Genomic DNA, 24,565 nt, shown 5'->3' with positions numbered 1-24,565 from the left:
ATCATCCGTGTTGCCTCATCCCGTCGGACAGGTCAGGTCGCTTGCGCGGCTCGCGCCCGCAATGGTTCTTGCGGCTTTAGTCTGCGCCTGTTCGTCCGGACCGGCGCCGACGACCTTCGACCTCTCGGCGCCCACGTCGCGCATCGGCGGCACGTCCGGGGTTCAGGTTTTGGTAGCCGAGCCCGCCGCTCTGCAGACTCTCTCGACTCAGCAGATCCTCGTGAAGGACGCCAGCGGGACGGTCTCGTTCCTGGGGGGAGGGCAATGGTCCGACAACCTGCCCCGCTTGATCCAGACGCGCCTGATCAACACCTTCGAGAATGCATCCCAGTTGCGGGGCGTCTCGCGGCCGAGCAGCGGCGCAGTGGGGGACGTCCAACTCGTGTCCGAGCTTCGAAGCTTCGAGATCGCCACTCCCAGCAACGAGGCTGTCGTCGAGATCTCCGTGAAGATCGTCAACGATACGAACGGCCGGATCGTGAGCGGCCGGATCTTCAAGGCAAGGACTCCCGCGGCCACCGTGGACGCTCCCAATGCGGCCCGGGCTCTCGACGAGGCGCTTTCCGTGGCCATGCTCGACATCGTCCGCTGGGTAAGCAGGAGCCCGCTTCCGCGCCGGGACGAGCCTGGAGCAACGGCCAGTACTGCCCCAGGCCAGGAAGAGCGCCGTGACACCGCCGGTACGCCTCCGGCCTGAGCCTAAGGACATTCAAGTCCAAGACAGGCTCGTCGAGCCTCCGTGCTCCTCAGACTGAGTTTCCCGTCATCCCGGGGCCGCGTCAGCGGAACCCGGGATCGTTCAGCGAGAATGGCGCCTCTTTCGGCACACGATCCCGGATCGCCTGCGGCGTCCGGGATGACGTGTTAGGCGCAACACCTCCACCGTCATTCCCGGACTTGGTCCGGGGATCCACGTCTTTCCTCTATGCAGCCCCAAGACGTAGATGGCCTGGACGAGCCCGGCCATGCCGGTGAGTGTGCTATCACCCAATGCCGCATCGGCTTGGTCCAGAAATGAAGATGGCCGGCGCAAGGCCGGCCATCTTCATCATATTGTAGGTCGGCCGGTCAGTCGAAACGGCCGCTCGCATGGGCCAGCATGGTGTAGACCTTGCCGGTTTCCGACGTCAGGTAGGTCTTCGTCAGCATGGAGTCCCGATCATCGCCGGAAACCTCGGCGAGCAGGCGCTCGAACTCCTCCACATACCGGTCGACGGTCTGCTTGAACTCGTCGTCGCGGCGATACTTGCGGCGGATTTCGTCGAAGGTCTGCTGGCCTTGGATCGTGTACAGGCGGCGGGTGAAGACGTTGCTCTCACCGCGCTTGTAGCGGTCCCACAGTTCGACGGCGGCGTCGTGGTCGATCATCCGGGCGATATCGACCGAGATCGAATCCAGGGATTCGAGGCTGTTGACCCGGGAGCGGTCGGCGCGCGCAGGCCCGCGGCCTGGGCCCGTCTCGTCATCCCGCGACGCCCGGTTCAGGAGATCCGAAAGCCAGCCGCCGCCACGGGAGGCATCGCGAACCGGGGCCGGAGCCGGACGTTCCACGGCTGGAGCCGCCTGACGGACTGGCGCCGGGGCCGGGGCAACGGGAGTCGGCGCCACAGGAGCTGGCGCGGGAGCTGCCCTTTGCTCGACAACCTGCCGGGCTACGACGGGCATTGGAGCCGGGGCAGGAGCCGGAGCAGGCGTCGGGGCCGGCATGGCAGCCACCGCAACGGCTGCCGCCGGAGCCTCATTGACGCGGCGAGCCGGGGCGGCAGGGGCGGCGTCGACGCCACGGTTGGAGCGTGAGACCAGGGCCGACAGCTCGTTCAGGGCCTTGATCTGGTCGGCCACGACGCGGCGCATGTTGGCCGTGGTTTCCTGGGTTTCCTGGGGCAGCTCGACGACGCCGCGGCGGAGCTCCGCACGGGTAGCTTCGAGTTCACGCTGGATCTGGCCCGTCATGCCGCGCAGTTCGCCCATGGTGTCGCGGAACTTGGTGGTGGCGTTGCCGAGAGCCTCGGCCATTTCGGCGGCAGCCCGCTCATAGGCCGTGCGCAGGGCGGCGGCAGTCCGCTCGCCTTCCTCACCGGTGGAGGAGCGGATGAGCTCGAACTGCTCGCTGATCGCGTGGGTGGTGGCCTGCGCCGAGTCGGCCAGCACGGTGCCGATCTGGCGGGCTTTGCCTTCCACGTTCTGCAGAGAGCCTTCCACCAGCGTCGTGAAGGTGCGGGTGACGGTTTCCAAGTCCTGCGAACGCTGGTTGATCCGCTCGAGGAGGTCGTTGAGAGCGTCCTGGCGACCGTTCAGGGCAGCGTTCACGCGCGCTTCCACCTGCTCGAGAGCGGCGGCGGCGGCGGTCAGGGTCTGCATCTGCTCGCGGGTGCTGTCGGCGAGCGAACGGCCGCGCTCCTCCAGGCTGCGGGCAAGGTTCGATGCTTCCTGGAACGCGCCGGACGATACGTTGCGCAGGGCATCCACCTGCTCGGAGACCTGATCCGATGCGCGGTTGGTCTGAACCGCGACCTCCGACAGGAGGCCTTCGATCTGCTGGACACGCCCGGCCAATCCGTCCTCGATGGCTCCGAGATTGCCGCTGGCGCTGGCCGATACCTGCTGGAGTGTCTGATTGGCGTCCTGCAGGCGGCCGATTACCTCCGACAGCTCGCCCTGCAGGCGCTGGTTGGTGCCCACGAGGGATTCGACGGTTCGTGCGGCGCTTTCGTCGATGGATGCGCGCAGAACTTCGGTCGATTGCATGTAGGACGAGGTCAGCTCCATCGTGCGCTCCTGGAGCGACGACAGCATGGTGGCGCTGCGGTCCTGCAGGCTGGCGATGACCGCATTGCTGCGCTCTTCGAGATTGCGCAGGGTGGTGTCGCTGATGGCCGCAACCTCGCGGCCGATCTCCTGGCCCCGGTCGTTGAGGCTCGCCACGAGGGAAAGGCCCTGCGTGTCGAAAATGCTCCTGATCTCGCCGATCTGGGTGCCGAGGGATCCGAGCACGGACTGGCTCTTGTCGTCGATGGCGCCCACCACGCCCTCGAGGCGGTTCACGACCCGCTCCTCGAAGGTTGCCACCCGCTCGTCGAGGGTTTCGGCGATCTCCTGGGCGCGGCTGCCGAGGGTCTGGTTGATCTCGAACGCACGGGTGCCCAGAGTCTCGGTGATTTCGCCGGCGCGGTCGCCGAGGATCTGGTTGATTTCCAGAGCCCGTGTGCTCAGCGTCTCGGAAATCTGATCGGCGCGCTCACCCAGGGTCTCGTTCAACGTGGTGGCGCGGGCCGCAAGGGTCTCGCCGATCTGGTCGGCCTTGGCCGAGATGGCGTCCGCGATGGCGCCGGTGCGTGCGGTGATCGCCTGGTTGATCTCGTCCACGCGGGCCTGAAGGGCGGTCGATACGTCGCGTCCGCCTTCCGCCATGACCCGGGCCATTTCGCCCGTCCGGACGACGAGGGCTTCGTTGAGGGCGGATGCCCGGGCGCCGAGGGCCTGATCGACCCGCTCGACGATGGTGTCGAAGTTCGACGTGATCTCTGTGGTGCGACGGGAGGCATGCTCCTCGAGGGCCGTGAGCTGGCTTTCGATGGCGGTGGTCGCCTCACGGGCACGCTCGGAGAAGGTCTCGGCCATGGTGCGGCCCTGGACCGTGATGAGGCGGTTCATCTCCTCGAAGCGACCGCTGATGGTCTCGGTCAGGCTGCCCACATCGTTGGAGATGCGCTCTGCCACTTCGCCGCCGCGAGCCATAACCTCCTCGAACGCCGCAAGGCGGGTGCCGAGGGTGGTCTCCATCACGCTGCCGCGGGTGTCCACGGTCTCGGCCGTGCGGTTGAGGGCCTCGTTGATGCGCGCCCCCTGGCTGGCGATGGCCAGGACGATGTCCTTGCCGGTGGAAGCCAGGCGAACATGCGTCTCATCCGCATGGTGCGACAGGGTCTCGCCGAATTCCTGGCCACGGGTTTCGAAGGCGTTCTGGAACTCCTCCACCTTGGCGCCCATGAGGGCGGCGATGCGCTCGCCTGCCTGGGACAGGCTGCTTTCCAAGGTCTCGCCCTGAACGGTGACGGTCTCGTTGACCCGCTGGCTTGCGGCCTCCAGGCGGGTGGCGAGGTCTTCGACCCGGCTGCCGATGGATTCGTCCGCAAGGCGCACGGCGCTCTCGAGCTGCTCGCGCACCTCGCTGCCGCGCAGGGCAATCTGCTCGACCACTTCGGTGGCCGTGGAGGCAAGCTGCTCACGCACATTCGTGCCGCTCGCGGTCAGTTCCTCAACGAGCGAGGCGCCCGTCGAGGAGAGCTGCTCGCGCACCAATGCCCCGCGGGAGACGATTTCCTCGCTGACGCCCATGCCGGCCGCCGCGATCTGGTCGCGCAGCTCCGTGGTGCGGGCGGAAATGTCGTCGGCGATCACGCCGCCGGTCGCGGCGAGCTTCTCGGTGATCTCGCTGCCGCGCAGGATGAAGCTCTCTTCGAGGGTCTTGGCCGTGCTCTCGAAAGCCTCCCGCACGTCGTTGCCCTGCTGGGCGAGGGCGTCGATCACGCCGCGGCCGGTCTCCGCGAGGGTGCGGGTCACCTGGCTCGCGCCATCCTGGAGGTGGCGGGTCAGCACGTCGCCGGTGCGCTCGAAGGCGCCGGTGATGTCCTGGGCCTTGCTCTCGAGGGCGCCCGTGATGACGGTCCCGACTTCGGCGATGCCGACCTTGATGTCTTCCGTGGTGCCGGTGATGCGGTGGACGAGCTCGACGCCGCGGCTCGCCATCTCTTCGATGACCCGTTCGCCGGCCCGGCCAAGCGCCTGTGTGATCTGCTCGCCCCGCTGCTCCAGGGAGCCGCTGACCCGTTCGCCTGCGCCTTGAACGGCTGATACGAGCCGCTCGGCGGTCTCGTCCAGATCCTGAGTGAAATTCTGGTGAGCGCCGTTGATGGCGCCGCGAACCCGCTCGGCATTGGCCACGATGGCCTCGCGCTGGGTGACGAGTTCGTCCACCAGCGAGCGGATGCGGATCTCGTTGTCGGAATAGGCGCGCTCAAGGGTGGAGATTTCGCTGCGCACGAGCGTCTCCAGCTCACCGGCGCGGGCCAGAGCGCGCTCCACGCCGTCGCCGACGGCGGCAACTTCGCGGCGCACCGCCTGCGAGACCGACAACACGGCGTCGGTGGAGAAATTCTCGGGCTGGGCCAAGCGCAGAGCCACGTCGCCAATGGCGCGGGCCACGAGCTTCATCTCCTGCGCCCGCACGGTGATCATCGCCACCATGTAGAAAAAGAAAATCGGGGCTAGGAGCACGGCGCCCGCGATCGCGAGCTGGGTCGGCGAGAAGGTGGCCAGGACCTGCTCGGGAGTGGTGATGCCCCTGGAATACAGGAAGGCCCCGGCCGCTCCCAGCCAGAGAAGCGACGCAAGGGTCGCGATCACATAAGCCCCCCGGGAGGGACGAACCTGGAGAGTTTGCAGCATGACGCCGACATTCTGCCGGTCATCGTTGGCGACGGCGTTCCGGTCGGGCGCGACAAAGCCGGAACGGGGCGCGTCCTCCGGCTTCGCGTCGCGAGCGCTCCTTTGGGATTCCTGCCGTTCGCCGGGCTCGGACTCGAGGCCGAAGGGACCTCTGGTGAAGTCGTGATCGTCGATATCGGGAAGACGGGGCTCTTCCGAGGAGGCGGGATCGCCGGACCGGTTCTGTGTCTGGAGCACGAATGTCTCGTCGTCGAGATTGAGCGCATGCTCGACAGCAGACAGAGCAGCCTCTGCCGGATCCTTCATCTTCTTCGTCTCGATCGCCATGAAATCCGCCCTCGTGACGCAACTGATGATGGTCAATGCCGTTGCTGTCGGCCAAGATAACCCGAACACGACATCAGTACGAACCGAAATAACCTTTCACGGTAAATTCCGGTAGGTAACCTGCCATTTACCAAACGAGTTTAGCGGCCGGTCCGGGTGAAGGGAACCCGATGCCCCCCATCACTTGAGAACGTCGTTAACGGCTCGGTAACCAGTGCTGCCGGGTAAAATAAGGCAGGAAGATGGCGCGATATCGTGTCCGGTGTCTCGTTTTCCGGTGCCCGCTGCTTTAAATATGCGCCGTAAGACAGAGGTCCGCAATGATCAACATCACCTACATCGATGCCGAGGGCACGGCCCGCACAGTCGAAGCCGAGGAGGGCGCGACCGTGATGGAAACCGCGATCCGCAACGGCGTTCCCGGCATCGAAGCGGAATGCGGCGGCGCCTGTTCCTGCGCCACATGCCATGTTTACGTGGATGAGGAATGGGAGAGTGCTACGGGGCAGCCGCAGCCGATGGAGGAGGACATGCTCGATTTCGCCTTCGACGTCCGGCCGAATTCACGGCTCTCATGCCAGATCCGCGTCAGGCCCGAGCTGGACGGCCTAGTCGTCCACACCCCCACCCGCCAAGGCTGAACGCGAGGTTTCGCCATGTTCAAGACGCTCTTGGTTCCCGTCGATCTCGGCGAGGTCGAAGCCGCCCAGCCCGCCATCGACAAGGCGGTGGAGCTTGCCAAAAGCGCTGATGGCACCCTGCGGCTGGTCTATGTGCGTCCGATCGTGCCGGTCACCTATATGGAGTTCATGCCCCCGGCCTTCGACGAGGAGCAGCAGGGGGAAAGCGAGATAAGGCTTGCGGAGATCGCGGCGAAGATCGACCTTCCGGCCGAGTCCGTGTCCGCCGTTGTGCGCTTGGGCTCGGTCTATAACGAGGTTCTGGACGAGGCCGAAAAGACCGGGGCGGACCTCGTGGTGATCGGATCGCACCGGCCGACCATGGCCACCTTCCTGCTCGGTTCGAACGCCTCGACCATCGTGCGCCATGCCCGATGCTCGGTCCTTGTCGTCCGGGATTGAACGGCCAATAAAAAAGCCGCAGCGAAAACGCTGCGGCAAGGTGGGATTTGGAAGAACGCCCCCCGGGCCAAGCGGCCCGGAAGAGTGCCTTAGATTACCACTGGGTCGGGTCGCCCTTGACCGCGACGACGATCCGCTGCTCCTTCTGCATCGCCACCGTGCCGAATACGGCGCCGCCGACGAGAGCAAGAGCAAGTGCGACTTTAACGAATGAACTGAGTTTCATTCTTTTACCCCTTGGTGAGGCTCCATCGGACTTCTCTCCGACAAAGCATAATGATATTACATTTCAATATTGCTCGACTCGTCAATGAAATTTTCGAGCCAGGGGCATCTCGTCCGAAAATAATTGAGTTTCTTCAATCGGCGGGAGGGAATGACCGAGGGTCAAAAAATCCCAGATTGTAAAACTCAGGCGGGCAGAAGGTTCGGCGGCGGAGATTCGGGACGAAAGGCCCGCGGCTTGTTGAGTCTCACCATTGGCTCGATCTGCCAGGCGCCGATAGCGACGAAGAGCCCGCCCAGCAGGGCGACATCCGTGAGGCCACGTTGGACCGCTTGCCAGATCAGGAATGCCATGCCCAACAGGCAGGCGACTCCCAGGATCGTGGTAGAAAGCCATAGCCACCAGGGCTTCCCGGCGATGAAGCGGGCGTTCGGATTGGCGCGCCGAACGGCCTCGAACAGGGCGTGCGCAAAGGCCCGGTATTCCTGGGTGAGTTGCTCGGCCTCGATCAAGCTCCTCCAGCTGAGGGACGTGAACGAAAACGCCTTGCCATCCTTCATCACAACTTTCGTCCGGTAAGCCTTCCGGCCCAGCCGCCCGGGCTCGAACGTCATCCTGACCGATTCGACCGCTCCCAGCTGGACTTCATGAACCTTGCGGCCGGAATCCACCGTCAGCGTCTCGCCCTTGAGGGTGAAAGAGATAGGCCCGCCCACGGGGCGGGGACTGTGCTGATAGGTCTGTGTCATGTGCCCTTAACGTACCAATTCCCGCATCGCCTGATCGATGCCTTCCAGGTTGAGCGGATACATGCGGTCCGAGAAGAGCTGACGGATATGCGCAATCGATTGGGTATAGGCCCAATGGGAGCGCGTCACCGGGTTCAGCCAGACCGCCTTGGGGAAGTGGTGCAGGATTTTCTGGAGCCAGACCTGTCCGGGCTCCTCGTTCCAATGCTCCACCGATCCGCCCGGCATCAGGATCTCATAAGGGCTCATGGAGGCGTCGCCAACGAAAACCACCCGATAATCCGACGGATAGGTGCGGATGACGTCCAGGGTCGGGATCTTTTCGTCGAAGCGGCGGCGGTTTTCCTTCCAGAGGTTCTCGTAGACGCAGTTGTGGAAATAGAAGTGCTCGAAATGCTTGAATTCGAGCCGGGCTGCCGAAAACAGCTTCTCGGCCACCTGAATGTGCCAGTCCATGGATCCGCCCACGTCGAGGAAGAGCAGCACCTTCACGGCGTTCCGGCGCTCTGGACGCAGGCGGACGTCGAGATAGCCCTTGTGGGCCGTTTCATGGATCGTCTCGTCGAGATCCAGTTCTTCCACTGCACCGGTGCGGGCGAAGCGGCGCAGGCGGCGCAGCGCCACGCGCATGTTGCGCACGCCAAGCTCGACGGTGTCGTCGAAATCCTTGAACTCGCGCTTGTCCCACACCTTCACGGCACTGAAATTGCGGTTCTTGTCCTGGCCGATCCGGATGCCCTCGGGGTTGTACCCATAAGCTCCGTAAGGCGACGTGCCGGCAGTGCCGATCCATTTGTTGCCGCCTTGATGCCGGCCCTTCTGCTCCTTCAGCCGCTCCTTCAGGGTCTCGAAGAGCTTGTCCCACCCCATGGCTTCGATCTGGCGCTTCTCCTCGTCGGTCAGATAGCGCTCGGCGAGCCTGCGCAGCCATTCGTCCGGGATGTCGGCTTCCTCCACGGCCTGGCCCAACGTCTCGAGGCCCTTGAAGACCTGGCTGAACACCTGGTCGAACCGGTCGAAGTGACGCTCGTCCTTCACCAGGCAGGCGCGGGACAGGTAGTAGAATTCCTCGATCCGCTTGTCGGCCAGATCCTGGTCGAGGGCTTCGAGCAGCGAAAGATATTCCCGCAAGGTCACTGGGATCTTGGCCGCGCGCAGCTCGGTAAAGAGGTTGAGAAGCATCGCGCCAGTGTCCGGCAACGGGCACGGAGGTCAAGGGTCAATCAGGTGCCGGGTTACAATTCGCCCTGCGCGGCCTGTTCGTTGAGGGTCGGGGTCGCGGTCGAAGGTTTCCCTACCGTGCGCCTTGCCCGGAACTCGATGCGACTGGCGTCGCGTATGCGGTTGCTGGCTTTGAGAATTGTCCTGAACTCATCCCTGCGCTCGTGAATGGACGCGATCACGAGGCCCATGGGTACGCCGATATCGGCCAGGACCGCCTCGCTCAACTGCAGGGAGGCCTCGATGGTCTCCGGAACCGCGTCGTCGACGCCAAGCTCATAGAGCTGCGCCGCATGCTTGGCGTCGCGTGCGCGGGCCACGATGGTGATGTCCGAGCGCTCCTGCCGGGCCGCCCCCACCACCGCCTCGACGGAGGTGCGCGTGTCCAGGGTCACCACGAGGGCGAGGGCCCGGTCGATGCCGCAAGCGCGCAGGAATTCCGGATACGATGCGTCACCGTAGTAGACCGGCTTTCCGGCTTTTCGCTCTGCCGCCACGCGAGCCGGGTCCATGTCGACCGCAAGAAACGGGACCTTATGGCGTTCCAGCATTTCGGCGATGAGCTGTCCGACGCGCCCGTAGCCCGCGATGATCACCCGCCCGACCTCATCGGACGGGGGAGGCACGGCCGCGACGGCGTCGAGGGGACGCCGCTCGGAGATGCGGCGGCTCAGGCGCAGACCGAGGCGGGCAAGGAGCGGAATGGCCACCATGGTGAGAGTGGTGACCAGAAGGAGCATTTGGCCGATCCCGATGGGCACGAGCCCGGCCACCATGGCGCTCCCTAAGATGACCAGAGCGAATTCACCGCCAGGACCAAGGAGAAGGCTCGTCTCGGCCGAATCCGCTGCCGAGAGGCCGAAGGGCCGTGCCAGGGCGAAGATGATCACGCCCTTGACCACGATGACGAGGGTGGCGAGCCCCAGGATTGCCAACGGGGCTTCGAGGAAACGGAACAGGTCGAGGCTCATGCCCACCGACACGAAGAAGACGCCGAGCAGCAGGCCCTTGAAGGGCTGGATGGTCACGTCCACGGCGCGCTTGTACTCGGTTTCCGACAGCAGGATGCCGGCGATGAAAGCGCCCAGCGCCATGGACAGGCCGCTCACGGCGGCGATCAGGCTCGTCACCATCACCACGAGCAGGCAGGCTGCCATGAAGAGCTCAGGGCTCTTGGTGGCCGAGACGAGCTGAAAGAAGGGCCGAAGCACCACCCGCCCAAGGCCCACGATTACCGCCAGCGCCAGGGCCGCCTGAAAGAGCGCCCAGCTGAAGGACGACATGGTCACCTCGGGTTGGCCCGTGTCGAATACCGCGATGGTGAACAGGATCGGCGCAACGGCGAGATCCTGGAACAGAAGGGCCGAGAAGCTCGCCCGCCCGGCCGCGGTGTTGAGCCGCCGCTGTTCGGCCAGCACCGGAATCACAATGGCGGTCGACGAAAGGGCGAGACCCAGGCCCACGATGGCGGCCCCCGTGATGCTGCCGATCAAGTTGAGCGCCAGGATTCCGATCGCCAGGGCGCACAGGAAGACCTGGAGCGTTCCGAAGCCGAACACGAGCCGGCGCAAGGTCCGCAGGCGCTGCCAGGACAGTTCGATGCCGATGGTGAAAAGAAGGAACACGACGCCGAATTCCGCAAGATGCGACGTGCCTTCCGGATTAGTGAAGGTCAGCCAGTCGACCCAAGGATGGTTCGGCACGAGCCGCCCGAGCCCATAGGGTCCGAGCAGGGCGCCCGCACCGAGGAATCCAAGGACCGGGCTAATTCTCAGCCGGTGAAAGACCGGCACGACGATGGCCGCCGTCGCAAGAAACAGGATCGGCTCCTGATAAGCATGCAGGTCTATCGAGACGGCCATCAATCCCTGTCCAAGTTCAGATCATCATGGGTTGAGAGACGTCCGTAGAGCAAGGCTGGATTCGGTGCAATCTGAGTGCGGTGACGGCAGAGTGATGCAGCGGCGAGCACGCCAAGCGACATCCACGTGCCATGGCCGTCCCCTAAGCCGTCATGCCCGGCACAAGGCCGGGCATGACGAGGAGGCGAGGGCTTTACTCCAGCGTCGCCAAGGCCTGGGCGAGGTCCGCCACGAGGTCGTCCGGATGCTCGATGCCGATGGAAACGCGGATTGTTGCGTCGCTCACGCCAAGACGGTCGCGGGTCGCCTTGGGCACGCCCGAATGGGTCGTCGAGGCGGGGTGCGAGATCAAGGATTCCGTCCCGCCCAAGCTCACGGCCAGCTTGAAGACCTGAAGGGCGTTGAGCACGCGGAAGGCTTCAGCCTCGCCGCCGGCCACGTCGAACGAGAACGTGGAGCCGGGAGCGCTGCTCTGCGCCTCGAAGACTTCCCGGGCTCGCGAGCCTTCGGGCAGATAGGCGAGGTGGTGCAGCTTCACGACCTTCGGGTGCTCGTTCAGGAACGCGGCCACGATCTCGCCGTTGCGGTTCGCCGCGTTCATGCGCAACGCCAGGGTTTCCAGCGAGCGCCCGAGCATCCAGCAGGAATGCGGGTCGAGCTGCGTGCCGATGGCCGAGCGCAGGAGGCGGACCGGCTTCATCAGCTCCTTGGAGCCCAAGGCCGCGCCGGCGATCAGGTCCGAATGGCCGCCGACATATTTGGTCAGCGAATAAACCGAAATATCGGCTCCGTCCTTGAGCGGCTTCTGGAAGAGCGGGCCGAGCAGCGTGTTGTCGCAAACGATGATCGGCCGGTGGCCTTGCGCTGCGCCGATTTCTTCGGCCACCGCGCGGATGAGAGCGATGTCCACGAGGGTGTTGAGCGGGTTCGACGGGGATTCGATCATGATGACCGAAACGCGGCCCTTGGCCTGCGCCTCCTTGGCGGCGGCGCGGATGCCGGCCTCGTCGACCCCGTCTCCGAAGCCGACCGCCTGGATACTGAAATTGGCGAGCGTCTTGGCGATCAGGGTCTCGGTGCCGCCATAAAGCGGCTGCGAGTGGAGGATCACGTCCCCGGGCTTGGCGAAGGCCAGGATCGTGGTCGAGATGGCTGACATGCCGGACGAGAAGAGGAGGCCCGCCTCCGCCTCCTCGAAGATGGCGAGCCTGTCCTCGACGATTTCGGAATTCGGATGGTTGAAGCGGGAATACACCAGACCGGCGGCCTCACCCTTGGGGGGCTCGCGCCGGCCGGCTACGTAGTCGAAGAATTCCTTGCCGTGCTCGGCGCTGTTGAACACGAAGGTCGAGGTGAGGAAGACCGGCGGCTTCACAGCTCCTTCCGATAGGGTCGGATCATAGCCGTAGCCCAGCATGAGGGTCTCGGGCTTCAGCTTGTGATTGCCGATGCGATCCTTGTGATAACGATTGTACGCCATAAGTCAGTCCTCTCCGTTTGTAATGGACTTACCCTATGAGGGCGGTTGCCGAAAGGCGATGACAGGTCATAGGGTCGCGTTGGTAACAGGGAAGGTGAGACAATTGCGCTTCGTCGGGACAGAATCCTATGTGGCGACCGAGGATCTGACGGTGGCGGTCAACGCCGCGATCGTTCTGGAGCGCCCGCTTCTGGTGAAGGGCGAGCCCGGCACCGGCAAATCCGTTCTGGCGGAGGAGATCGCCAAGGCCCTTGGCGCGCCGCTTCTCACCTGGCACATCAAATCGACCACCAAGGCCCAGCAGGGGCTTTACGAATATGACGCGGTCTCCCGCCTGCGCGACAGCCAGCTCGGCGACCCCCGCGTCTCCGAAATCCGGCACTACATCAAGCGCGGCAAGCTGTGGGAGGCGTTCGCCGCCGAGACACGGCCGGTTCTGCTCATCGACGAGATCGACAAGGCCGACATCGAATTCCCCAACGACCTCCTGCTTGAGCTCGACCGCATGGAGTTCCATGTCTACGAGACCGGTGAGACCGTGCGCGCCGTTCGCCGCCCCATCGTGATCATCACGTCGAACAACGAGAAGGAGCTGCCTGACGCCTTCCTGCGCCGCTGCTTCTTCCACTACATCAAGTTTCCCAACGTCGACACCATGGAGCGCATCGTGGAGGTGCATTATCCCGGAATCAAGCACCGCCTCGTGGAGGAAGCCCTCAAGATCTTCTTCGAGGTGCGCGAGGCTCCGGGCCTGAAAAAGAAGCCTTCCACCTCCGAGCTGCTCGACTGGCTCAAGCTCCTCCTGTCCGAGGATATCGGCCCCGAACAACTCCGGGAGCGCGACACCCGCAAGCTCATCCCTCCGCTGCACGGGGCCCTCCTGAAGAACGAGCAGGACATGAGCCTCTTCGAGAAGCTCGCCTTCATCGCTCGCCGGGAAGGCCGCTGATGCTGCGTCTCATGCTTCTCCGCCACGGCAAGGCGGCTTGGCCGCAGGGCACCCTCGACATGGACCGGCCGTTGGCCAAGCGCGGGCGCGAGGCTTCGGTCCTGATGGGGAATTATCTCAAGAACGAGGATCTCGTGCCGGATCTGGTCCTGGTGTCGCCCGCACGCAGGACCCTGGAGACCTGGGAACATGTCGCGCCCATCGTCGGCGACATCGAGGTCCGTCACGACCCCCGCATCTACGAAGCACCCGTCGCCCGGCTCCTGAGCGTGCTGCAGGAGGTCGAGCCGGAAAACGCCACCCTGCTGATGATCGGCCACAATCCGGGCTTCGAGGATCTGGCGGCCCTACTGGCCAGCGACGGCGACCGCGATGGCATCTTGAGGATCGGCCAGAAGTACCCCACCGCCGGGCTCGCGGTGATTGATTTTCCCGAGAATAGCTGGCGCGACGTGAAGCGCGGATCCGGCCGCCTCGAACGTTTCACGACGCCGAAGTCCCTTGGGACTGGAGAAGACGACTAAGAGATCCATATGACCTCACCATGGTTCTGCCTGAAACCTTCCCAAAGGTTTTCTGTGCATTCGGGGGCTGATCCTCATCATGGTGCCGCAAACTCTCGTTGCGCTCGTTCTTGCCGGCCGCGCTTTCCTGCCGGGCGGAGGCGAGCCTTCGCCTGCCGTTCCCTCCGGCGGAGCCGCGCTGCCCCCCATCACAGCGCGCTATGAGGCAGGGCCTCGGGAGGTCACCAACTGGCGGTTCGAGGCCGTCGACGATCTCCAGCCCAAGTCGCTCGTGGTGCTGGCCGCCCTGTTCAGGGCGGAGCGTCCCGTGGTCAGTCGCTGTGTCAAGCTCAACAACTATTGGTGCATCAAGAGCGCCCGCTGGAATGGCGAACTCGCCACCGACAGCGAAGGCCATGTGGGCTTCGCGTCCGCCGATCACGGAGCGGATGCCGCCGCGAACCTTCTGCGGCGCTACTACCTGAACTTCGGCCGAAAATCGGCCCTCGACATCGTGCGCCGCTGGGCCCCGGCGGAGTGCAACATCGCGACGAGCCTCGGCGGAGCGGCGATGCTGGCCGTCAAAGGCATTGGCGGCACCCTGCGCGCCCGCTATCTCGCCTCGCGGCGCAAGGGAGGGAGCGTGCGGTACACGGCGAAGGCCGGTCCGAGTGGCAAGCCCGGCCGGGTTTCGATGGTGCTGCCCATCCGGACGCCGCAATACCGGGTGCCCGATATTGCCGCCGGAATGGGGGAGAAGAAGAAAGCCGTCCAGCCGGCAGCTCCCCTCGTTCGCGAGGCTCGTCCGGCCCCAAGGCCGGCACCCAGACCCGCCGCTCAGCCAACGGCCACCGCCTCGGTCGCGCCCAAACCCATGCCAAAGCCCGAGACGTCCACAGCCTGCGCCCCGGACGAGCAGCGCCTTCGCAACTATGCCGGCCGCATGGTCGAAACCCTCGGCATCGGCCCGACGGACGACCTCAAACTCTTCGAGGCCAATGGCACCCCGCTGCCGAACCTCGCCGCCGTGATGCTCGCCATGTCGTCCTTTGAACTCGGCGTGCTGCGCGCCACGCCAGACCTCATCGAGGGGGCGATCCAGCGAATGAAAGAGCGGGCGGCAAGCGAGCGGGCGGCGTTGCAGGGTGGCGGAGGAGCGCCGTCTTCCCAATGACAGGCATGTGCCATTTCGCACATTCCCGCAGATTGTCGGCGATTTCCGCGCTCCTATAACGAAACTTTATAACAATCTTTAGCGCGATATGGCTGCGCGGCCTTCCCTCAAGGGCCTGCTGGCGGTGTCGGGGAGCCCTGCTATGCCTTTCACATTAAATGTTCTGTCGTCCAGCAACACTGCCAATTTTTTCACCCGCATATCAACCGCAGCGGATGGAGCTCAGGGCAACGGAGATAGCTATTATTCCTCGTTCAATTCGGACGGGCGCTACGTGGTGTTCACGAGTGAAGCCAGCAATCTGGTCGCGAACGACACCAACGGCAAACAGGACATCTTTCGTAAGGACCTGCTGACTGGCCAAATCGTTCGCGTTTCGACCGCGACCGATAGTACCCAAGCTGACAGCGGAAGCTATGCACCCCAGATCACTACCGATGGCCGATACGTATTCTTCGAGAGTTTTGCCGGCAACCTGACCGTGGGTGACTCGCTCGACAACAACGATATCTTCCGCAAGGACTTGCTCACAGGGGAACTGGTATGTGTCTCGACCGCCCAAGGCGGCGCGGCGGGGAATGCCAGCAGCGAGAGCGCTCACATAACCCCGGATGGCCGTTACATCGTGTTCAGCAGCGACAGCAGCAACCTGGTCGCAGGCGACACCAACAACCGGGAGGATATCTTCTGCAAGGACTTGCTGACAGGCGCCGTGACTCTCGTATCCGCTAATCTGCAAGGCCAACAGGGAAGCAACCCAAGTCATGATTCCCACATCAGCGCCAACGGCCGCTATGTGATATTCTCGAGCGCCAGCAACAACCTGGTTGAAAATGACACCAATGGCAGCAGCGATATTTTCCGCAAGGACCTGGTGACCAACGAGATCGTGCGTGTTTCGACGACTGTCAGCGGCGCTCAAACTGCCGGCTCCGGTTATGAATCCAGCATCAGCGCCGATGGCCGTTATGTTGTGTTCACAAGTTGGAGCGATGCCTTGGTGGCCGGAGACACGAACGGCAGCGTCGACGTCTTTCGCAAGGATCTGGCGACAGGGGAGGTGCTGCGCGTCTCTACGTCGGTTAACGGCACTCAAGGTGTCGAAGATAGCGTAGGAGGCGTGGTCAGCGCCGATGGCCGCTATGTGGTGTTCACGAGTTTGAGCTATAACTTGGTGGCGGGAGACACGAATGGCAACGCCGATGTCTTTCGAAAGGACCTGCTCACTGGTGAGTTGTTGCGCCTGACGGACCAACCCGATGGAACCCAGGGAAATCAAAACAGCGGCTTCGCTGAAATCAGCCTAGACGGTCGGTTCATTGCATTCGCAAGCGGTGCAAGCAATCTTGTTTCCGGCGATTCAAATGGAAAAACGGACATCTTTGTCCTGGACGCGAACCTGCTGCCTTACAGGCAGGCTATCGCCGAAAAGCGCTTCATCGACCTCAAGCTCGGGGTCGGCGCTGCCTCCAGCGTGAGCGTCGCCTGGGGCGATGGCGCGGTCGACACCGTCTCGCCTGCAGGCGGCAGCGCCAGCTTCCGGCATTCCTACGCCAGCACCGGCTCCAAGGCCGCCATGGTGACTGTCAAGGAAGGCGCGCAGACCTGGGTCGTGCCGCACACCATCACCCTGTCGACCGGGCAGGCCGCGCGTAACACAGCCCTGATGGACACACTCTCGGGCAGCGCCGGGATCGACACACTGACCGGTGACGCGTTCGGCAACGTGCTGATCGGCAACGGCAGCAACGATATGCTCTTGGGAGGCCTAGGAGACGACAAGCTTTGGGGCGGAGCCGGCAAGGACGTGCTGACCGGCGGTAACGGCAAAGACATTTTCGTATTCGATGCCCGGCCGAACAAGCGGACCAACCTGGACAAGGTCACTGACTACGACGTGCGCAACGACAGCATTTACCTGGACAATGCGGTCTTCACCAAGCTCGGCAAGAACGGCACCCTGGACGCACCCAGCAGGGTCGACCGGAAATTCTTCGCCTTCGACAAGGCCAAGGACCGCAACGACTACATCGTGTTCAACAAGAAGAACGGCAAGGTCTACTACGATCAGGACGGCTCGGGCGGGAAGGCGATGGTGGAGATCGCCACTCTCAAGAAGAACCTCAAGATGACCGCCTCCGAGTTCTTCGTGATCTGAGGCGAACTTCCAATACTCGCCCTTGGCGATTCTTGCGGGCAGGCAGCGGTCTCGCGTGTCCCCGTGTTGCATTCAAGCGCGGCTAGAAATCCGATTGTTGCCGCAAAAGGAGCATCGAGATGGCAATCAAGGTCGGGCGTTCCAGGGTTCCTGTCGTACTTGATTTCATCAAATTGGAGCCACTGGGTGCCTTGCATCTCAAGAGTCGGCAAATTCTTCTTGAGGGCGTTGACGGCTCTTCGAGCAATGTTGCCTCGTCCATCCGAGCCCAGGTCGTTGAAGTTCCGAACGCCCCTGCCGATGGTCTCGCACCGTTCGATCCGGACGCGCCGTTAATAAGCCTTGAGTATGAGAGTGCTTTCGACGGGAGCAAGGTTGCGGTCGCAGAGGATGCCGGCAGCAATCCTAACCAGAGCGCCGGCTTCATTGTGCACATGTCGAGCGATATCGGCGCCTCCGGAACCAATGGTGACGATGTCATCAATGGCGGGGCTGGCAACGAGGCGCTCTACGGCGAGGGTGGCGACGATACGATCGAGGGCGGGGGCGGTGCCGACAGGATCGATGGCGGGGAGGGCTTCGATTTTGCCTGGTACAACAGCAATTCCACAGTAGGCGTTGTCGTCAATTTAGAAGAAGGCATGGCTCTAGAGGCGAGGCTGAAGGCGACAGGCTTATCAGCATAGAGGGCGTCATCGGCTCAAGAGGTCGGGACTACCTTTTTGGGGATGCAGGCACCAATGTGCTCAATGGTGGCGGTACGCCGGGCGGCAACGACGGTGGCGACGATTGGCTGGATGGAAGCGGTGGCGACGATGCCCTTAACGGCGAGGGTGGCGACGACGTCCTTATAGGTGGCGAGGGTGCGGACACACTGGTTGGCGGCCAAGGGTACGATTACGTAAACTATGTCTACTCCAATGATAGCATCAACATTGATCTGGAGTCGGGTGCTGTTTCCGGCGGCGAAGCGGAAGGCGATGTACTGTCAGGTGTCGAGGGCATCATGGCCACGCAAAAAGACGACACGGTTCGCGGCAACGCTGGCGCTAACTGCCTGATCGGCTATTCAGGCAACGACGTGCTCTCCGGCCGCGGGGGGAATGATACGATCGAGGCCTGGGACGGTAACGATACTCTGGAAGGTGGTGCAGGGGCGGACCTGCTCTATGGCGACATCGGCTTCGATTTCGCTTGGTACAACAGCGGCTCGATGGTGGGTGTCATCGTCGATCTGGAGGAGGGCTTGGGCGCTGGCGTCAACAATGACACCACTAGTGAGGCGGCTGGCGATACTCTGGTCGGCATTGAGGGCGTCGTCGGCTCGCGTGTGTCCGATCTCCTGTCCGGGGATGCGGGCGACAATGTGCTCAACGGCGGCGGCACGCCTGCCGGGAACGATGGCGGCAATGACCAGCTCGATGGCCGCGGCGGTAACGACGCAATCAACGGCGAGGGTGGCAACGATAAGCTCCTAGGAGGTCAAGGTCTCGACACTCTCATCGGCGGCAAAGGCGACGACGAACTCACTGGCGGACTGGATAACGACAGTCTCGATGGCGGTGAGGGCCTCGACAAAGCGATCTTCACCGGCGCCCGCTCCAGTTACATGATCCGACAGAACCAAGACGGCTCCTACACCATCATCGATCGCCGGGCCGATGGTAATGGACGAGATCTTGTCTCGGGCGTGGAGCAGTTCGCGTTCTCCGACGGCACATTCAGCGCAGCCCAGTTGCTGACGACCAATCCTCCGTCCCTGCCTCCGACGGATGTGCGACTGGACGGCCAGACCACGGTGACAATAGCCGAGAACACTGCCTTCGCGGCTGGTTTGAGCGCTACAGATCCGGAGGGCGATACCCTCACTTTCGCGTTTGATATCGACGCGGCGGGCGGCGGGAATGCGGGCGGCATGTTCGTCATCGACAACACCACCAACCAACTTAAGCTTGCGCCCGGCAAGGTGCTGGACTTCGAGAGCGTCCGCAGCTTGACGGTTTACATCAAAGCCTTCGATGGCCAAGGCGTAAGCGCCTCGCAGGCGCTGACCGTCAATCTGACGGACGTGGCTGAGCCATCCGGTCAAGTTCTCATCAGGACGCGCCGGGTCGACAACCTGACAGGCGGTGCCGGTGACGACAAGCTCTATGGGAAGCTCGGTAATGACCTGCTCGCCGGCGGCGGCGGCAAGGACATCTTCGTGTTCGACACCAGACCAAATCACAAACCGAAGACCAAGATGAATGTGGACAAGATCGGAGACTACACCGCGTCCGACGACACGATCTGGCTCGACAATGCAATTTTTAGGAAGCTAGGCAAGGAAGGGGTCTTGAAGAAGGGCTTCTTCAAAGCGGGGATCAAAGCAGGGGACGGCAACGATTACGTGCTCTACAACAAGAAGACGGGAGTGTTATCGTATGATGAGGATGGGTCGGGACTGAAGGCTGCGGTCCGGCTGGCCGTGCTGACTAATAAGCCCAAGGACCTTTCCTTTACGGACTTCGTCATCATCTAGAAATTGATCTCAGCCTTGGATCGCTCATCAACGTTCAATCTCCTTAGGAAACATCAGGCTCTCACCATTGCCCGAGGTGAAAAAGCGCGCGCCTGCTTTGCAATCGGGCCCGCGGGACCCATCTTGAAACGGACCTAAAGCAAAGCTCGGGATCGTCCTTGTCCGTCATTACCAATATCGCGTCCCGCGCCGGGTCGGCTGCGCAATCGATCTGGGAGGCTTCAGGCCAGCTCGTCCAGCCGTCTCTTCGGCTTGGGGTTACGGGCTTGGCCCGCTCGGGGAAAACCGTGTTCACCACGGCTCTGGTGCACCATCTCACCCGCGGCACAAACCTGCCGGCCTTCCGGGCCTCGGCAGAGGGGCGAATCCGGCGGGCGCATCTGGCCCATCAGCCGGACGACACCATCCCGCGCTTTCCCTACGAGGAGCACCTGACGGCCCTGACGGAGGACCGCCGCTGGCCGCAATCCACCAACCGCATCAGCGAGTTGCGGGTCGATGTGGAATATGAACGCAAAGCCGGCTGGCGGACCGGGCCTGCGTCGCTTGCCCTCGATATCGTCGATTATCCGGGCGAGTGGCTGCTCGACCTCGCGCTTCTCGATGCCGATTATGCCGACTGGTCGCGCCAGACCGTGGAGGCCAGCCGCAAGCGCGACCGGGCCGCGATTGCGGCCGGGTGGCACGAATTCCTGAAGACCATCGATCCGGCCGGACCGGCGGACGAGGTTCTGGCCGCCAAGGCCAGCGACGCGTTCAAGTCCTATCTTCAGGCTCTTCGGGCGGGCGAGGAATCGGTTGCCACCACGCCGCCAGGCCGCTTCCTGATGCCGGGCGATCTCGCCGGTTCCCCTGCGCTTACCTTCGCGCCCCTCGATCTGCCCATGGGCCAGCCCATTGCGTCCGGCAGCTTTGCGGCTCTGATGGAGCGGCGCTTCGAGGCCTACAAAACCTATGTGGTGAGACCCTTCTTCCGGGATCATTTCCAACGCATCGACCGGCAGATCGTGCTGGTGGACGTGCTGGCCGCCATCGATGCCGGTCCGGTTGCCCTGGCGGAGTTGGAGGAGGCGCTCGACCAGGTGCTCATGGCCTTCCGGACCGGGCGCAACACGTTCCTGTCCCGCCTCTTCTCGCCCCGCGCCGACCGGGTGCTGTTCGCGGCCACGAAGGCCGATCATATCCACCATACGGATCATGACCGCCTCGACGCTATCCTGCGCCTTCTCGTCAATCGCGCCGCACGCCGCACCGAGGCCGCCGGCGCAAGGGTCGGCACGGTGGCGCTCGCATCCGTGCGCGCCACGCGGGAGACCACCGTGCGCGAGGGCCGCGAAACCCTTCGCGCCGTGGCCGGAGTGCCGGAGGCCGGCGAACAGGTGGGCGACGAGATCTTCGATGGCCTCACCGAGGCCGCCATCTTCCCGGGCGAGCTGCCGGAAAAGGCGGACGCGGTCTTCCATGGGGCGGTGCCGCCGGGTTCCTTGAGGTTCCCGCGTTTCAGGCCGCCCCAATTATCCGTCGACGCGGCGGGACGGATGTCCAAACTGCCCCACATCCGCCTCGACCGCGCCCTTGAGTTTCTCCTGGGGGATCGCCTCGCATGACCCGTCAGCCCCGCGCCTTCCGGCTCGACAATCCCGAAGCGACAAGCGGCTCCGTAGTGGTGACGGACGAGCCGTTCGACGCCATCGAGGCTGCGGACGGCACCGTCGTGCCCATGGGGACGAGACGCCGAGCCCCCTGGCTGGCCGTCTTTGTCTCGGCCCTGTCGGGCCTGCTCCTCCTCGGTCTCGGCCTCGCCATCGAGAACCTGATCGTCGATCTTTATAGGGTCGCGCCCTGGCTCGGTTGGGTCGCGCTGGTCCTGGCTGTTCTGGCGGTCGTGGCATTCCTGGCGCTGATCGGTCGCGAGGTTACGGGCATCTGGCGCGAGGAGAAGATCGAGCGCCTGCGCGAGGCGGCCGTGGATGCGATCGCCGTGAGGGATCACAAGGCCGCCAAGGCCATCGCATCGCAGGTGCTGAGCCTCTACGGCTCGCGGGCCAGCGCCGTGAAGGGCACAGCCCGGCTGATGGCTTCCATGGACGAGATCATCGATGCGGATGATCGCCTGGCGATTGCCGAGCGCGAGCTGCTGGCCCCCCTGGACGCGCAGGCGAAGCGCGCCATCGCGGGGGCGGCCAAGCAGGTATCCCTTGTGACGGCCGTCAGTCCCCGCGCCATCGTGGATGTGGCCTTCGTGGTGTTCGCGGCCGTTCGCCTGCTGCGGACCCTCGCGCGGATCTATGGGGGGCGGCCCGGCTTCTTCGGGTTTCTGCGCTTGGCGAAAGCGGCTTTCAACCATCTGGCTGTGACCGGCGGCGTGGCTGTCGGCGACAGCCTCATGCAGCAGGTTCTAGGGTTGGGGCTTGCAGCCCGCATTTCGGCAAAGCTCGGTGAGGGGGTGCTGAACGGGCTGATGACGGCCCGGTTTGGTCTCGCGGCGCTTTCCGTCTGCCGCCCCCTGCCGTTCATCCGCGAGGAGCCGCCCAAGATCGGGGACGTAGCCGGCGAACTCGTGAGCCGGGCGGAGGCCGCGGCGGAGTGAGCGCCAGAATCGGAGCCACAAGCTGGGCGGTCCTGCTTCTCCCTCATCGAAACCAGCGTTCTTCGGCTACCCATTAAGGGGTGCGGCAAATCGTTCGAAAGCGGCTAATTCCCTTGTTTTCCGGGGTTCCTGGGCGGACCTGAGAGAACGTCTTAGACAAAACGTTGACGCTTAAGTCCGTTGTCGTGCGCCTCGCTTGTCTATATAGGGGCGCCAGTCCAATCGGGGATAGAACGGCCCAACATGACAAACATCGTAATAGATGAGGGTTACCGACCGACAGAAGACGAACCGTTCATGAACGAACGGCAGAGGGAGTATTTCAGGCGCAAGCTCATCCGGTGGAAGGGCGATATCTTGAGGGAGGCCCAGGAGACCCTGGCGACACTGCAGAGCGAGAACGAGAACCATCCCGATCTCGCCGACCGCGCCTCCTCCGAAACCGACCGTGCGATCGAGCTTCGCGCCCGAGACCGCCAGCGCAAGCTCATCGCCAAGATCGACTCCGCCCTCGCGCGGATCGATGATGGAACCTACGGCTATTGCGAGGAGACCGGAGACCCGATCTCCCTCAAGCGCCTCGAGGCCCGTCCCATCGCGACGCTTTCCCTGGAGGCGCAGGAGCGCCACGAACGCAACGAGCGCGTCTACCGGGACGACTGAACGACCTCCCGTCTTCTTCACAACGAAAAGGGCTCCGCTTGCGGAGCCCTTTTTCTTGTCTGCGAGGATGCTTCCGTTCGGAAACCGCGCACTCTAGGGAAAACCGGATCTGCCTCTGCGCAGGATGCGGCTGGGCCTAGCGCTTATTCCTTTTTGCCCGCGTCGAGCGGCCTGCCGAGCAGCCGGGCGAACTCGGCCTCGATCTCATCCACCGAAAACGGGTCGGCGGCCTTAGGAGCGGGCTTGGGCGGCGCGGGCGTCTCGGCCGGCGAAGGATTGGGTTGAGCCGGAGGAGGAACCGGCCGCACCGGCTCGACCGGGCGGGACGGGGCCGCGGCGACGGGCTGCTCAGGCGGTCGAGGCTGCTCTTCCTCCGGCACGTCCTGGAAGGGGGCGTTGCTCACGGGGACATGTTCGTGGCCCTGCGGCGCATTCGGCTCGAGAAGCTCGTCCTCGTCCTCGATGCCCTCTGGAAGATTGACGGGCGCCGGGGGAACAGGGGGCGGGACCGGCATCGCAGGACGCCTCAGCGCTTCCTCCAGCTGCCTTGCCATGTCGGACAGGATCACCGCGTCGGGGCTTTGCCGATCCGGTGTGGCCGGCTGGGGTGCACGGGCCATCGGGGGTTCGACGGGAGGCGGAGGCGGAGGCGGAGGCGGCGGAGCCGGAGGCTGGGCTTGGCGCATCGGGTACACGGCCGGCGAAGGAGCCGGCTCGGGACGGCGGACCTCCGGCGCAGGGGCCGGCGAGAAGCCCGGGGACGCGGGAGTCTTGGCTTCCGCCCGCAGGCCCCGGATGCCGGGAGCGGGATCGGCTGCCGCCAGGGTCACCGCGTCGGGCTTGAGCATGGGCTCGGGTCGGGCAGGCATCGGGGCGCTGACGGACGCGATGGGGGCAAGCTCCTGGTCCATGTCGGATTCCTCCGACGGACGCCTGTTGAAGGTTCCAAGCTGGGCGGCGAGCTGCGTCTCGATCGAAGGGCGGGGCGCTCCCTCGACCTGGGGACGGGGCGCCTGTTCGAGAACGGGCTCGAAGCGCTCGGCTGCGCCGGGCTCGCTGGAGGGGGCCGGAATGCGGGCCCCGGCTGCGCGAACGATGTTTGTTTCAATGACGACGTCATTCAGCCCGCCGATCAGCAGGAGATGCTCGACGTTGTCGCGGCGCAGGAGAACGAGCTGGCGCTGGCGGTCCAGGTCGTAGATGTCGACGATGCCCAGTCTCGGCTGGCGGCTTCTCCCGCGATCCTGGCTCGGCAGCATGAGCCGAGCGCCCGTAAGCTTGCGCAGAACCACGCCGAACAATGCGACCAGAACGAGGATGATCGCGAAGGCAATGACGTACTGGGCCGCCCGTGACGCTTCGATACCAAATTGAGCTAGCACGATGAACTCTCAAGCGTTGTGGAGGCCTTTTCAGGCCATGTTCCTAAAGTTGCTTGTATCACATTGGCCATCAAAGCGAGCGGCAAGGTTAACAGATGGTTAACGGGCCCGCATCGGCGCGGAAGAGATACAGAATAGCGTATAGTTTTGAGGGACCAGCAGAATATGAGCCTCAAGCTCACTTTCTACGGGACTCAATGTGGCCTAGACTGAGCAAAGCTCAAGGCCGC

The 24,565-nt window shown here is 63.8% G+C and carries 19 protein-coding genes; 12 read left to right on the top strand and 7 right to left on the bottom strand.

The window, feature by feature from the left end; translation table 11 throughout:
• The first annotated feature begins 7 nt into the window (after positions 1-7).
• On the top strand, positions 8-697 hold the full coding sequence (locus DRB19_RS01420; protein ID WP_245439228.1) for an ABC-type transport auxiliary lipoprotein family protein: 690 nt from the start codon (positions 8-10) through the stop codon (positions 695-697).
• 371 nt (positions 698-1,068) lie between these two features.
• Here DRB19_RS01420 and DRB19_RS01415 read toward each other — a convergent pair whose 3' ends face one another.
• On the bottom strand, positions 1,069-5,775 hold the full coding sequence (locus DRB19_RS01415; protein ID WP_114184425.1) for an apolipoprotein A-IV repeat region-like domain-containing protein: 4,707 nt from the start codon (positions 5,773-5,775) through the stop codon (positions 1,069-1,071).
• 320 nt (positions 5,776-6,095) lie between these two features.
• Here DRB19_RS01415 and DRB19_RS01410 point away from each other — a divergent pair, with 320 nt between their 5' ends.
• The gene (locus tag DRB19_RS01410; RefSeq protein ID WP_114184243.1) at positions 6,096-6,416 is read left to right on the top strand and encodes a 2Fe-2S iron-sulfur cluster-binding protein; all 321 of its coding nucleotides are present in this window, start codon (positions 6,096-6,098) and stop codon (positions 6,414-6,416) included.
• A gap of 15 nt (positions 6,417-6,431) precedes the next feature.
• On the top strand, positions 6,432-6,857 hold the full coding sequence (locus DRB19_RS01405) for a universal stress protein (protein ID WP_114184242.1): 426 nt from the start codon (positions 6,432-6,434) through the stop codon (positions 6,855-6,857).
• A gap of 94 nt (positions 6,858-6,951) precedes the next feature.
• Here DRB19_RS01405 and DRB19_RS31440 read toward each other — a convergent pair whose 3' ends face one another.
• The 5 genes from DRB19_RS31440 to DRB19_RS01385 all read right to left on the bottom strand — a co-directional run bounded on the left by DRB19_RS31440 (position 6,952) and on the right by DRB19_RS01385 (position 12,395).
• Positions 6,952-7,083 (bottom strand): hypothetical protein, encoded by a 132-nt coding sequence (locus DRB19_RS31440; RefSeq protein ID WP_276330589.1) that lies wholly within the window; start codon positions 7,081-7,083, stop codon positions 6,952-6,954.
• A gap of 185 nt (positions 7,084-7,268) precedes the next feature.
• The gene (locus DRB19_RS01400; RefSeq protein ID WP_114184241.1) at positions 7,269-7,832 is read right to left on the bottom strand and encodes a hypothetical protein; all 564 of its coding nucleotides are present in this window, start codon (positions 7,830-7,832) and stop codon (positions 7,269-7,271) included.
• Positions 7,833-7,838: 6 nt separating this feature from the next.
• Positions 7,839-9,014 carry a vWA domain-containing protein gene (locus DRB19_RS01395; RefSeq protein WP_114184240.1) on the bottom strand — a complete coding sequence of 392 codons (1,176 nt, stop codon included), beginning with the start codon at positions 9,012-9,014 and terminating at the stop codon, positions 7,839-7,841.
• Between the two features lie 53 nt (positions 9,015-9,067).
• Positions 9,068-10,915: a cation:proton antiporter domain-containing protein gene (locus DRB19_RS01390; RefSeq protein ID WP_114184239.1), complete on the bottom strand. Its 1,848-nt coding sequence runs from the start codon at positions 10,913-10,915 to the stop codon at positions 9,068-9,070.
• Between the two features lie 193 nt (positions 10,916-11,108).
• Complete coding sequence (locus DRB19_RS01385) at positions 11,109-12,395, bottom strand: cystathionine gamma-synthase family protein (protein ID WP_114184238.1); 1,287 nt, start codon at positions 12,393-12,395, stop codon at positions 11,109-11,111.
• A gap of 103 nt (positions 12,396-12,498) precedes the next feature.
• On the opposite strand from DRB19_RS01385, the gene DRB19_RS01380 reads away from it, so the two are divergent.
• The 9 genes from DRB19_RS01380 to dksA all read left to right on the top strand — a co-directional run bounded on the left by DRB19_RS01380 (position 12,499) and on the right by dksA (position 22,953).
• Entirely contained in the window at positions 12,499-13,344 is an 846-nt protein-coding gene (locus DRB19_RS01380) for an AAA family ATPase (protein ID WP_114184237.1), read from the top strand.
• A complete protein-coding gene (locus DRB19_RS01375) occupies positions 13,344-13,868 on the top strand; it encodes a SixA phosphatase family protein (protein ID WP_114184236.1) in 525 nt (174 codons plus the stop codon). Before DRB19_RS01380 ends, DRB19_RS01375 begins: the two co-directional genes overlap by 1 nt.
• 79 nt (positions 13,869-13,947) lie before the next feature.
• Positions 13,948-15,021, top strand: a complete 1,074-nt coding sequence (locus DRB19_RS01370; RefSeq protein WP_114184235.1) for a hypothetical protein — start codon at positions 13,948-13,950, stop codon at positions 15,019-15,021.
• A gap of 142 nt (positions 15,022-15,163) precedes the next feature.
• A complete protein-coding gene (locus tag DRB19_RS30970; RefSeq protein WP_162815552.1) occupies positions 15,164-17,179 on the top strand; it encodes a PD40 domain-containing protein in 2,016 nt (671 codons plus the stop codon).
• A 119-nt stretch (positions 17,180-17,298) separates the two neighbouring features.
• Positions 17,299-17,865, top strand: coding sequence for a calcium-binding protein (locus DRB19_RS01360; RefSeq protein WP_114184233.1), 567 nt, complete (start codon positions 17,299-17,301; stop codon positions 17,863-17,865).
• 56 nt (positions 17,866-17,921) lie between these two features.
• Positions 17,922-19,700 carry a hypothetical protein gene (locus DRB19_RS01355; protein WP_114184232.1) on the top strand — a complete coding sequence of 593 codons (1,779 nt, stop codon included), beginning with the start codon at positions 17,922-17,924 and terminating at the stop codon, positions 19,698-19,700.
• Positions 19,701-19,858: 158 nt separating this feature from the next.
• Positions 19,859-21,307 carry a YcjX family GTP-binding protein gene (locus tag DRB19_RS01350; protein ID WP_114184231.1) on the top strand — a complete coding sequence of 483 codons (1,449 nt, stop codon included), beginning with the start codon at positions 19,859-19,861 and terminating at the stop codon, positions 21,305-21,307.
• On the top strand, positions 21,304-22,290 hold the full coding sequence (locus DRB19_RS01345) for a YcjF family protein (protein WP_114184230.1): 987 nt from the start codon (positions 21,304-21,306) through the stop codon (positions 22,288-22,290). Before DRB19_RS01350 ends, DRB19_RS01345 begins: the two co-directional genes overlap by 4 nt.
• Positions 22,291-22,533: 243 nt before the next feature.
• Complete coding sequence (gene dksA / locus DRB19_RS01340; protein ID WP_114184229.1) at positions 22,534-22,953, top strand: RNA polymerase-binding protein DksA; 420 nt, start codon at positions 22,534-22,536, stop codon at positions 22,951-22,953.
• A gap of 143 nt (positions 22,954-23,096) precedes the next feature.
• On the opposite strand, the gene DRB19_RS01335 is transcribed toward dksA, so the two are convergent.
• Positions 23,097-24,335, bottom strand: coding sequence for a flagellar biosynthetic protein FliO (locus DRB19_RS01335; protein ID WP_245439227.1), 1,239 nt, complete (start codon positions 24,333-24,335; stop codon positions 23,097-23,099).
• Positions 24,336-24,565: the final 230 nt, after the last annotated feature.

Source organism: Microvirga aerophila, from assembly GCF_003332305.1.
Lineage (GTDB): Bacteria > Pseudomonadota > Alphaproteobacteria > Rhizobiales > Beijerinckiaceae > Microvirga > Microvirga aerophila.
This window is presented reverse-complemented; position numbering and strand designations above follow the sequence as displayed.

Bases quoted from the DNA above. Each gene is read 5' to 3' on its own strand.
- DRB19_RS01415 (WP_114184425.1), bottom strand. From the start codon at position 5,775: ATGGCGATCGAGACGAAGAAGATGAAGGATCCGGCAGAGGCTGCTCTG.
- DRB19_RS01410 (WP_114184243.1), top strand. From the start codon at position 6,096: ATGATCAACATCACCTACATCGATGCCGAGGGCACGGCCCGCACAGTC.
- DRB19_RS01405 (WP_114184242.1), top strand. From the start codon at position 6,432: ATGTTCAAGACGCTCTTGGTTCCCGTCGATCTCGGCGAGGTCGAAGCC.
- DRB19_RS31440 (WP_276330589.1), bottom strand. From the start codon at position 7,083: ATGAAACTCAGTTCATTCGTTAAAGTCGCACTTGCTCTTGCTCTCGTC.
- DRB19_RS01400 (WP_114184241.1), bottom strand. From the start codon at position 7,832: ATGACACAGACCTATCAGCACAGTCCCCGCCCCGTGGGCGGGCCTATC.
- DRB19_RS01395 (WP_114184240.1), bottom strand. From the start codon at position 9,014: ATGCTTCTCAACCTCTTTACCGAGCTGCGCGCGGCCAAGATCCCAGTG.
- DRB19_RS01390 (WP_114184239.1), bottom strand. From the start codon at position 10,915: ATGGCCGTCTCGATAGACCTGCATGCTTATCAGGAGCCGATCCTGTTT.
- DRB19_RS01385 (WP_114184238.1), bottom strand. From the start codon at position 12,395: ATGGCGTACAATCGTTATCACAAGGATCGCATCGGCAATCACAAGCTG.
- DRB19_RS01375 (WP_114184236.1), top strand. From the start codon at position 13,344: ATGCTGCGTCTCATGCTTCTCCGCCACGGCAAGGCGGCTTGGCCGCAG.
- DRB19_RS01370 (WP_114184235.1), top strand. From the start codon at position 13,948: ATGGTGCCGCAAACTCTCGTTGCGCTCGTTCTTGCCGGCCGCGCTTTC.
- DRB19_RS30970 (WP_162815552.1), top strand. From the start codon at position 15,164: ATGCCTTTCACATTAAATGTTCTGTCGTCCAGCAACACTGCCAATTTT.
- DRB19_RS01360 (WP_114184233.1), top strand. From the start codon at position 17,299: ATGGCAATCAAGGTCGGGCGTTCCAGGGTTCCTGTCGTACTTGATTTC.
- DRB19_RS01345 (WP_114184230.1), top strand. From the start codon at position 21,304: ATGACCCGTCAGCCCCGCGCCTTCCGGCTCGACAATCCCGAAGCGACA.
- dksA (WP_114184229.1), top strand. From the start codon at position 22,534: ATGACAAACATCGTAATAGATGAGGGTTACCGACCGACAGAAGACGAA.